We start from the raw sequence: 6,122 nt of genomic DNA, 5'->3' as shown, positions 1-6,122 counted from the left end.
GAATGGCGTACGGTTACCGGGATAGCGAATTCTTTTTCATGAAGATCAAGAGCGTCTTTCCCGGTAATCCGTGAAGAACCTTTTTTATTGTGTATTTATTGCCTCACTCAGGCAGTGGTATTGATCCGCGCCGTCAGCGCCTGGAGCAAGGCCGCCTGCAACACCTGCAGGTTGTTGGCGGTGATCGCGATCTGCGCCTGCACCTCCAGGGCCTGTTGCGCCTTCTGCTCATCGCTCGCCTGCCCCTTCTGCACCCCGGACAATTGCGACTGCTGCTCGGACAGGGTCTTTTCGGTCTGGTCGATCTGCTTCTGCAACTGCGCGACGATGTCAGCAGTGGACGACGTGAAATCGGCCTTGGCGCCGTATTCCTGCATGTCGACACTCATCGAGTCGCGGTCTTCGGCAATGCTCTTGTCCTGCACCTCGAGCGGGCTGGCCTGCTGCTCGGCGATGTTGAGCTTTTGCGGCGCTGCCCCCAGCGGGAATGGATTGATGCTCGCAGCACTGATAGTGGTCATGATGAATCTCCCTGAAAATCCTCTTACCCCTTAACGGCCCACCCCGACAGATCTTTAAGCCTGGGTGAACTCGAAGGTGTCGGCATCGAGGTAGGCTGGAAAGCGCGCGCGATAGGCCGCCAGGTCCGCGGCATTCAGGCAGACCTGGAATACCCCGTCGGCCTCACCGGCGCTGAGCAGGGTCTCGCCCTGGAAATCCAGCACCTGGCTATCCCCGGTGTAGGCAAACCCCTTGCCGTCGGTACCGACCCGATTGACCGCCGCCACATAACACAGGTTTTCGATGGCCCTGGCCGGCAACAAGCGATTCCAGTGCTGACGCCGCGCCCCCGGCCAGTTGGCCGTGTACAGCAGCAAGTCGGTATCCCGCGCATCGCGGCTCCATACCGGGAAACGCAGGTCGTAGCAGATCAGCGGCCTGACCCGCCAACCCTTGAGTTCGAACTGCATCTGGCGCTCGCCCGGCGTGTAGTGATCATGCTCGCCCGCCATGCGGAACAAATGACGCTTGTCGTAATGCCAGACCTCGCCGTCGGGACGTGCCCATAGCAGGCGGTTGCGGTGGCTGCCGTCAGCGGCCTGGATAATCACGCTGCCGGTGACCACCGCATCGAGCCTGGCGGCCTGGATGCGCAGCCACTTGCTGGTCGGACCGTTTTCCGCCTCGGCGAGGGCTTCGGACTCCATGGAAAATCCGGTGGTGAACATTTCCGGCAGGATAATCAGGTCGGCGCCCCGGGCCTGCTCGAGCAACAGCTCGAAGTGCTCGAGATTGGCCTGGCGGTCGTGCCAGACCAGGGAGGTCTGGACCAGCGCCACGTTCAGATTGGGTAAAGCACTCAGATCACGCATAGCTTCTCCGCTGCCTGACGCAGCGTCTCCTCACGTTTGGCAAAGCATAGCCTTACCAGACGCTGTCCTTGCGGTGGCTCGCGGTAGAACACCGAGACCGGAATGGTCGCGACGCCGTGCTCGCGGGTCATCCAGATCGCCATCTCGACGTCATTCAGGTCCGGGCGGATCTGCGAGTAGTCCACCAGTTGGAAGTAAGTACCGGCCACCCGGGTAAAGCTGAATCGTGAAGGCCCCAGCAGGTCGCAGAACAGGTCGCGCTTGGCCTGATAGAAAGCGGGAAGCTCTTCGACATGTTCCGGGTGTTCGGCCATGTAGTCCGCCAGAGCGTACTGCAAAGGGGTCACGCCGCAGAAGCTGACATATTGATGCACCTTGCGCAGCTCGGCGCTCAGGGCCGGTGGAGCGACCACATAGCCGGTTTTCCAGCCGGTCACGTGATAAGTCTTGCCAAAGGAACTGACCACGAATGCCCGCTGGTACAGCTCTTCATGGGCCAGCACGCTGACGTGGGGGATGCCGTCGAATACCAGGTGTTCGTACACCTCGTCGCTGACCAGATAGATGTCCCGATCACGAATCAGCGCCGCCAACTGATCCAGCTCGGCACGGCTGATCAGGGCCCCGCTGGGGTTGTGCGGCGCGTTGAGAATGATCATCCGCGTACGCGGACTCAGCGCCTCGCCGAGCTTCTGCCAGTCGATGGCGAAATCGTTCAGGCCCAGCTGCACATGAATACAACGGCCGCCGGCCAGCTCCACCGAAGGCTCATAGCTGTCATAGCAAGGATCGAAGACGATCACTTCATCACCGGGCTGGATCACCGTCTGGATGGCACAGAAGATCGCCTGGGTGGCGCCCGGAGTGATGGTTACCTCGGTCTCGGCATTCACCTGCACGCCGTAACTGCGGGCGATCTTGGCCGCCACTTGCTGGCGCAAGGCCGGCAGGCCGGTCATTGGCGCATATTGGTTGTGGCCGCTGGCGATATGCCGGGCGACGGCATCGCGCAGGGCCCGCGGGCCATCGAAATCGGGAAAACCCTGGGACAGGTTCAGCGCGCCGGTTTCCACGGCGAGCTGCGACATTTGCGTGAAGATGGTGGTGCCGACATTCGGCAGCTTACTGGTGATCATGGGTGATTCCCTGCTGAACACCCGGCTCTACGGCGGCACGGGGAGGTCCCGAGAATAGCCCAAAGGGCGGCGATTAAAAAAGGGTCCCTCAAGGACCCTTTTTAATCGCTGCTACAAGCTGTAAGCCATAAGCTGCAAGCCCTGCCGCTTTTTTACTGGTAGCTTGTGGCTTGCAACTCGAAGCGCTGTGTCAGCGCTTGTCCTTGCGCTTCTTCTCGGCCTTCTTGTGGTGTGTCATCAAGCGACGCTTCTTGTTGACCTGACGGTCGGTGAGCGTGTTCTTGTTGCCTTCGTACGGGTTTTCACCGCCCTTGAATTCGATGCGGATCGGCGTGCCGACCAGTTTCAGAACACGTCGGTAGGTGTTTTCCAGGTAGCGCACATAAGACTTCGGCACCTTCTCCACCTGGTTGCCGTGGATCACGATCAGCGGCGGGTTGGCGCCACCCAGGTGGGCATAACGCAGCTTGATGCGACGGTTGTTGACCATCGGTGGCGCGTGCTCGCTCACGGCGTCTTCGAGAATCTGCGTCAGGCGGCTGGTCGGCCAGCGGGTTACCGCGGACTTGAAGGAGTTCTGCACCGACTGGTAGAGGTTGCCCACGCCAGTGCCGTGCAACGCCGAGATGAAGTGGATGTCGGCGAAGTCGACGAAGAACAGCCGGCGCTCCAGCTCGGTCTTCACATAGTCACGCTCGCGCGGGTCCATGCCATCCCATTTGTTCAGGGCGATGACCAGGGCCCGGCCTGCTTCCAGGGCGAAGCCCAGCAGGTTCAGGTCGTGATCCACCACGCCTTCGCGGGCGTCCATGACGAAGATCACCACGTTGGCGTCCTTGATCGCCTGCAGGGTTTTGACCACCGAGAACTTTTCGACTTCCTCGTGGATCTTGCCGCGCTTGCGCACACCGGCGGTGTCGATCAGCGTGTACTTCTCGTCGTTACGCTCGAAGGGAATGTAGATACTGTCGCGGGTGGTACCGGGCTGGTCGTAGACGATGACCCGGTCTTCGCCGAGCATGCGGTTGACCAGGGTGGACTTGCCCACATTCGGCCGGCCGATGATGGCGATCTTGATCCCGTCTTTTTCACTCGGGCCCGGAATGCGCTTGGCTTCCTCGCCTTCGGCTACGACTTCTTCCTCACCCTCTTCCGGCTCGTCTGCGTCGTCTTTCGGGAACTCGCGCAGGGCGATTTCCAGCATCTGCGTGATACCGCGGCCGTGAGCACCGGCGATCGGGATCGCGTCGCCCATGCCCAGCGGAGCGAACTCGGCACGCGCCATGTCCGGGTCGATATTGTCGACCTTGTTGGCAATCACGTAAGAGGTCTTGTTCCGTTTGCGCAGGTGCTCGCCGATCATCTGGTCGGCCGCGGTGAAACCGGCCTTGGCGTCTACCAGGAACAGGACGACATCGGCTTCTTCGATGGCCAGCAGCGACTGCTCGGCCATCTTTTCGTCCATGCCATGCTCGTCACCGGAGATACCGCCGGTGTCGATCAGAATGTAGGTACGCCCTTGCCACTTGGCCTCACCGTATTGGCGATCACGGGTCAGACCGGACAGGTCGCCGACAATGGCGTCGCGAGTCCGAGTCAGGCGGTTGAACAAGGTGGACTTGCCGACGTTCGGTCGGCCCACCAGGGCGATTACGGGAACCATGCGGCTCTCCACTGCGTTAATTCAGAAAATACAAAAGCCGCTGCGAGGCAGCGGCTGGTGCTCGGGGCAGCACATGGCGTGCTGCGAACCTTGCCGGGGCAAGGCCGCTTGGGGATCAACCCCAAGCATAGTCAAACCATTACTTGATGGTCAGGGCTTCCAGTTTGCCGCTGTTGCCATACACATAAATCATGTTGCCCACCACCAGCGGACGCGCACGCAGACCATCGCTGTCGATACGCTCACGGCCAACGAAGCGACCGTCCACCTGGCTCAGCAGGTGCAGGTAACCTTCCAGGTCACCGACCGCCACGTAGCTGGAGAAGACTTCCGGGGCCGACAGTTGACGGCGAGCCAGCGAGTCGTTGCTCCACAGTGCAGTGGTGGAACGCTCGTCGACGCTTTCGACTGTGCCGGAAGACAGGCTCACATAGACGCTGCCGAAACCTTGAGCGACACCCGCATAGCTGGAAGCATCGCGCTGCCAGAGCGGACGACCGCTTTCCAGGTCCAGCGCCGCTACGCGACCCTGGTAGCTGGCGACATACAGGGTGCCGCCGGACAACAGCAGGCCACCGTCGATGTCGACCACACGATCCAGCTCGGAACGACCTTGCGGAATGGCCACGCGCTGTTCCCAGACCGGCACGCCGTTGCGGATATCCAGGGCCACCACTTTACCGGTCGACAGACCGGCGACCGCCAGGCGGTTGGTGGTGATTGGCGCACTGGTGCCACGCAGGGTCAGTACCGCCGGGGTGCTGTCATAGACCCACATCTGGTTGCCGGTGGCGGCATCGAGGCCGATCACACGGTCATCCTGGGTCTGGACCACAACCACATCGCCGTTGGTGGATGGCGGAGCCAGTACTTCACTGGTCACCCGCGCACGCCACTTCTCTTCGCCGCTCGAAGCATCCAGGGCGACTACTTCGCCCTTGAGGGTACCGATCATGACCAGGCCGTAACCCACGCCAACGGCACCGGACACAGGCAACTCCAGGTCCTGTTTCCACTTGACGTCGCCGTTCATGCGATCCAGCGCCTCTACCACGCCAGTAACGTCGGCGGCGTAGATGGTGCTGCCGTCGATCGCCGGAACCAGCATGTTGTAGGTTTCGCCCTGGCCGTCACCGACCGAACGGCTCCACTGTTTCTGCAGGACCACTTCTTCTTTGAAGTCGACCAGTTCGGCAGGTGGCAATTCTTTCTTGCTGTTGCTGCTGCAACCCGCGGCCAGAACGGCCAGAGCCAGCAATGCTGCATGTTTCCAACGGATCACGTCACGCATCCCCTTTGGCCAGGTCGTCCAGCTTGATTTGTAGGCCACCGACTGCCGCTTCATCGGACAGCGCAGCCTTGGCTTTTTCGTACGCAGCATGGGCTTCGTCGGTACGGCCCAATTGGACCAGCAGGTCGCCCTTGAGCTCTTCGCGAGTGGCCAGGAATGCCTTGTCGGCATCGCCTTCGAGCAGCTTCAGCGCCTCATCAGCCTTGTTCTGCGCCGCCAGGACCTGGGCCAGGCGCTGACGGGCGATCTCGCCCAGCGTCGGGTTGGCCGGCTTGTCGGCGATGGCTTTGAGTTCGGTCGCCGCGTCGTCCAGCTTGCCGGTGTCGACCGCCACCTTGGCGACGAACAGGCTGCCGTATTGCGCGTACGCAGTACCGCCGAACTCGCTGTTGAGCTTGCCGGCCAGGTCTGCGACACGGGCTGCATCCGGCTTGCCGTCAGGCGTCAGCGTGGTCTCCAGCAATTGCTGATAGAGCATCGAGGCGCCTTGCGACTGATTGTTCTGATACTTGTGCCAGGCCTGCCAGCCGAACACGATGACCAGCGCCAACAGGCCGCCGGTGACCAGGGGTTTGCCGTTGCGCTGCCACCAGTCCTTCAAATCCGCCAGCTGTTCATCTTCGGTACTCGACACCCCAATACTCCTTATTCGCTAAATC

The 6,122-nt window shown here is 61.3% G+C and carries 6 protein-coding genes; all 6 read right to left on the bottom strand.

The features are described 5' to 3' along the window. Nucleotides 1–107 precede the first annotated feature (107 nt). A complete protein-coding gene (locus PVZ78_RS15225; RefSeq protein WP_028683315.1) occupies nucleotides 108–521 on the bottom strand; it encodes a hypothetical protein in 414 nt (137 codons plus the stop codon). A 54-nt stretch (nucleotides 522–575) separates the two neighbouring features. Continuing rightward, nucleotides 576–1,373, bottom strand: coding sequence for an amidohydrolase (locus PVZ78_RS15220; RefSeq protein ID WP_016703485.1), 798 nt, complete (start codon nucleotides 1,371–1,373; stop codon nucleotides 576–578). After that, nucleotides 1,361–2,509: a pyridoxal phosphate-dependent aminotransferase gene (locus PVZ78_RS15215; RefSeq protein ID WP_257372773.1), complete on the bottom strand. Its 1,149-nt coding sequence runs from the start codon at nucleotides 2,507–2,509 to the stop codon at nucleotides 1,361–1,363. Before PVZ78_RS15215 ends, PVZ78_RS15220 begins: the two co-directional genes overlap by 13 nt. 190 nt (nucleotides 2,510–2,699) lie before the next feature. Beyond that, entirely contained in the window at nucleotides 2,700–4,172 is a 1,473-nt protein-coding gene (gene der / locus PVZ78_RS15210; protein ID WP_038634893.1) for a ribosome biogenesis GTPase Der, read from the bottom strand. A gap of 139 nt (nucleotides 4,173–4,311) precedes the next feature. Beyond that, nucleotides 4,312–5,463 (bottom strand): outer membrane protein assembly factor BamB, encoded by a 1,152-nt coding sequence (gene bamB / locus PVZ78_RS15205; protein ID WP_009050636.1) that lies wholly within the window; start codon nucleotides 5,461–5,463, stop codon nucleotides 4,312–4,314. Then, nucleotides 5,456–6,097: a tetratricopeptide repeat protein gene (locus PVZ78_RS15200; RefSeq protein WP_007929540.1), complete on the bottom strand. Its 642-nt coding sequence runs from the start codon at nucleotides 6,095–6,097 to the stop codon at nucleotides 5,456–5,458. Before PVZ78_RS15200 ends, bamB begins: the two co-directional genes overlap by 8 nt. Between the last annotated feature and the right edge of the window lie 25 nt (nucleotides 6,098–6,122).

It is taken from the genome of Pseudomonas sp. SBT1-2, from assembly GCF_028640875.1.
Taxonomy (GTDB): Bacteria; Pseudomonadota; Gammaproteobacteria; order Pseudomonadales; family Pseudomonadaceae; genus Aquipseudomonas; species Aquipseudomonas chlororaphis_I.
The sequence above is the reverse complement of the archived record's forward strand: the minus strand, read 5'-3'. Positions and strand labels throughout refer to the sequence as shown.